At 44.2% G+C, this 4,453-nt stretch carries 3 protein-coding genes and 1 pseudogene; all 4 read left to right on the top strand.

The features are described from left to right. Nucleotides 1-440: pseudogene (locus RT269_RS29765) on the top strand (MFS transporter); the annotation flags it as partial. 73 nt (nt 441-513) lie between these two features. After that, nucleotides 514-1,275 carry a DeoR/GlpR family DNA-binding transcription regulator gene (locus RT269_RS29770; RefSeq protein WP_313188128.1) on the top strand — a complete coding sequence of 254 codons (762 nt, stop codon included), beginning with the start codon at nt 514-516 and terminating at the stop codon, nt 1,273-1,275. Between the two features lie 339 nt (nt 1,276-1,614). After that, the gene (locus RT269_RS29775) at nt 1,615-3,969 is read left to right on the top strand and encodes a glycyl radical protein (RefSeq protein ID WP_313188129.1); all 2,355 of its coding nucleotides are present in this window, start codon (nt 1,615-1,617) and stop codon (nt 3,967-3,969) included. A gap of 31 nt (nt 3,970-4,000) precedes the next feature. After that, nucleotides 4,001-4,453 (top strand): 4Fe-4S cluster-binding domain-containing protein (locus RT269_RS29780; protein ID WP_313188130.1); only part of this gene is annotated, 453 nt, incomplete at its 3' end.

Below are 4,453 nucleotides of genomic sequence, written 5' to 3' on the forward strand. Positions count from 1 at the left end.
CAGGACTTCTTTCTAAGAAATTGAACTCAAAGACAAGTTCATTTCTCTTAATTGGCTGTTCGCTGTCTATCTTTATAGTTGGTATTGCGCTTCAAATGTTTAGTAACTCAATGGCAATCTATCTTGTAATGGTAGTTGGATTTGGATTTTTAGTGGCATTGTCTACCTTGTTTCAAATTCAGATTATGACATGGATACAGATACTAACCCCAAAGGACTTAATAGGAAAAGTAATATCATGTGTTATTTGTATCAATATGTGTGCGAATCCCATAGGACAACTGGTTTATGGTATTATATTTGAGCATATAGGAAACTTCACTTATTTACCGTTTTATGCAGCACCAGTAATGATGATATGTATTTCTGTCTTTACTCGGCCAATGTTTGGCAGAATTGATAATCAAATAAAGGAACAGATAGGAAGCAAAACATACTGATCAGGAAAAATCCTAATGCATATCAATAAAAAATGTGATATAATAGGAAAAAGTAATAAATGGAGGCGGTTGTATGTTTGCAGAAGAAAGGCAGAATCAAATTGTGGCTCTTGTCAACAAAAATGGTTCCGTGCGCGTAAAAGAACTCAGCGAGAAGTATCAGGTGACAGAAGACAGTATCCGGAAAGACCTGACATTTCTTGAAAAAAAGGGGCTTTTAAAAAAGACATATGGCGGAGCCATGAAAAAAAGGGTCAATGTTCATGACTTGAATGTATCTCAAAGGAAGGACAAGAATATTGAAGCCAAGCAGAAGATCGCTGCTAAGGCCATGGAACTGATTAAGGACGGGGATATGGTATTCCTGGATATATCGACTGCAAATCTGGAACTTACAAAGCTCATTACGAAATCCTCTTTGAATATCACAGTTGTCACGAATATGGTGGACATTATGCTGGAATTCATGGTTCCTGCCACAGCCAGGCTCATTTTTATCGGAGGGGCCTTCAGCATAGGAAAAGATGGGTTTGTAGGAAGCTTTACCAATAAGCAGATCTCAGATTTCCGGTTTGACATTGCATTTCTCGGTGCAGTTGGAATTGATGTGTTTGAAAATAATGTTTCGACCTATATGGTGGAAGATGGGCTTACAAAAAGTGCGGTGCTGGAAGTGAGCAAAAACGCCTATATGATGCTGGAGACCAGGAAATTTAACACCGACGGCACTTATAAATATGCGAGAATAGACAGTTTTACCGGCGCTCTCATGGAAAGCAAGCCGCCTGCCGAAATAGAAGAAAAATTGAAAGAATTTAATATTGAGTGGTTATAAAGATGAAAGTTCAGGTCAAAAACATGCTTTTCCGTTCCGGCGGAGGGAGGGCATGTTTTTTTTCATTCAGGAAAAAATGTTCAATCAAATGCCTCCTTTGTAAGGACATGTTATACCCCTGAAACCTCATAAGTAATGTGATTATTGAATCTAGCAGCATTCCGGCCAGCCAGACACTCCCGCTGCGCTTCATCAGGCTTAAATCATTACTTATTAGTATATTTTGAAAAAATAAAAAGTAATAAAAAACAATAAAGATATCGTTGACAAAAATAATATAAGGGAATATACTGAAAACAGAAGAAACAATAAAAATAAATAATGAACGGGAGGAAACTCATGGAATATCTGATCATGACAGACCGCATCCGCATCCTGAAGAAAAAGATGCTGTCAGAGCCGAGATACGCGTCAATTGAGCAGGCGAAGATCATCACGGATACCTACAAGGCAAATGAAGAAAAACCGAGAATCATCCAGCGGGCATTGTCTTTAAAGGCTGCATTAAAGCAGATGGAAATCCATGCTGAACCGGAAGAACTGATTGTGGGCAACCGGACGGCGGGAGTTCGGTATGGCGTTGTTTTTCCGGAAAGCGGAAGCACCTGGGTGGACCGGGAGTTTGAAACCCTTCCGACCAGGCCTCAGGACAGATTTGAGGTCAGGCAGGAAGACATTACATATTTCCGTGAGGTAATCACGCCCTACTGGAGAGGAAAGTCCTTAGAAGACGTGCTGCGGAAACGTTACGGAAAAGAAATCGATCATATTGCAAAGGTGGTTAAAATCAACCAGAAAGATCATGCCCAGGGTCATATATGCCCAAACTGTAAGGAATGGCTTCATAAAGGTCCGGCAGGAATCAAACAGGCTGCGGATGACCGTTTAAGGATCGCAGGAGGGCAGCAGAGAGAATTTTTTGAAAGCGTGTCGATTGTGATGAGCGGAGCCATTCATTTCATGCAGCGCTATCAAACGCTTTTGCTGGACATGGCAAAAGGGGAAGAGGATGCAGACAGGCGCCGCACCATGGAAGAAGCAGCCCGCATCTGCAAAAAGCTGTCCGAACAGCCGCCGGAAACCTTCCATGAGGCGGTTCAGTCCTTGTGGTTCCTTTTTGTGATCCTTCATATGGAATCCAATGCCTCTTCCTTTTCACCGGGAAGGATGGATGAATACCTCTGGGAATATTTTGACCGGGACAGAAGGGAAGGGCGTCTTAATGAACAGGAGGCATTGGAGATCATCGAGTGCCTGTGGCTGAAATTCAATGAGATCGTATATATGCGTAATGCTAACAGCGCCAAGTTTTTCGCAGGTTTTCCCATCGGATTTAATATTGCCATAGGCGGGCAGGATGCTGAGGGAAATGATTTCGTCAATGATCTTTCGTTTCTTCTTCTAAAGGCCCAGGAGCACTTAGGGCTTCCCCAGCCCAATCTTTCCGTAAGGCTCCATGAACATACGGGAGAGGCTCTTTTAAAACAGGCGGTCAAGGTGGTTTCAATGGGAAGCGGCATGCCTCAGTTTTTCAATGATAAGGCGGTGATTCCGTCCATGGAAGAACTGGGGGTGGCTTCAAAGGATGCAAGGGATTATGCCATTGTAGGCTGCGTGGAGCTTACCACCCAGGGAAACAATCTGGGTTGGAGCGATGCCGCCATGTTTAACTTAAACAAGGCTCTGGAACTGACTTTGACGGGAGGGAAATGCCTTCTGACCGGGGAACCGCTGGCCCCCAACTATGGGGACTTAACCACCTATGGAACCTTTGAAGAACTGGAAGCCGTATTTCAGAGATACTTAGACGAATACATGGATTTAATGGTAAAGGCTTGTGAAGAGGTAGAAAAAGCTCATATAGACTTGCTGCCTTCCCCATTTCTGTCTTCCGTCATTGATGAATGCATGAAAAAGGGAATGGATGTAACCGAGGGAGGAGCACGTTATAATTTCTCCGGAATCCAGATGATCCAGGTAGCCAATTTAGCAGATAGTCTGGCTGCCATAAAGCTTCTTGTATTTGATAAACATAAAGTAGAGGCCGGAGAGCTGCTGGAAGCGCTTAAAAATGATTTTAGAGGAAAAGAAGTGCTTCGCACCATGCTTTTAAACAAAGTCCCTAAATACGGAAATGATGTGGACTGGGTGGACCAGTTGGGAGTCAAGTGGGCGGAATATTTCAAAAAACGCCTGTCCCAATATACCAATTACAGAGGGGGGAAATACCATACCGGCATGTATACGGTCTCTGCCCATGTCCCCATGGGAGAGAATGTAGGGGCTTCACCGGATGGAAGGCATGCAAGAGCGCCCCTTGCTGATGGCGGAATGTCCCCTGTATATGGAAGGGATACCACGGGACCTACGGCAGTGTTGAAATCCGTATCAAAACTGGATAAAAACCTGACTACAAACGGAGGGCTTCTTAACATGAAGTTTTTGCCGGAATTTTTCCGGACAGAGCAGGGGATCAATAAGTTTTCCTTGTTTTTACGAGCTTTTGTGGATCTGGAGATTCCTCATATCCAATTTAATGTGGTCCGGAAGGAAGATTTGATTGCGGCAAAGAAAAATCCGGAACAGTATCGAAGCCTTACCATTCGGGTAGCCGGATATACCGCTTATTTTACGGAGCTTGCCGATGAACTTCAGAATGAGATCATCGCCAGGACCAGCTATGCAGATATCTGATGGGAAACAGAAAAATATGGAGGAAATCAATATGGAGGAGAGGACGGTAAAAGGAACTGTCTTTGATATCCGCCGTTTTTCCACCCATGACGGCGGGGGAATCCGGACAACCGTATTTTTAAAGGGCTGTCCCTTATCCTGCGTATGGTGTCATAATCCGGAAGGGATCAGTAAGTCGGTAAGACCATTGTACTTCCCGAACAAATGCATTGGCTGCCAGATCTGTTGCCTGCTTTCTGAAAACGGCGGCGTCTCCATGACAGAAAAGGGAATCCGGCTTGATATTACAAAAACGGAGGACTGGGACCGGATCATAGAGGAATGCCCTTCCGGGGCAATCCTATGGGACAGCACCAGGATGACCGTGGAAGAGGTTGTGGAAGAGGTACTTAAGGATGTCCCTTTTTATAAATACGGCGGCGGTGTTACTCTCTCCGGGGGAGAGCCGCTGCTCCAGCCGGAGTTTGTCCTCTCCTTTTTAAAG

Source organism: Lacrimispora sp. (assembly GCF_032078915.1).
In the GTDB taxonomy this organism is placed as follows: domain Bacteria; phylum Bacillota; class Clostridia; order Lachnospirales; family Lachnospiraceae; genus Lacrimispora.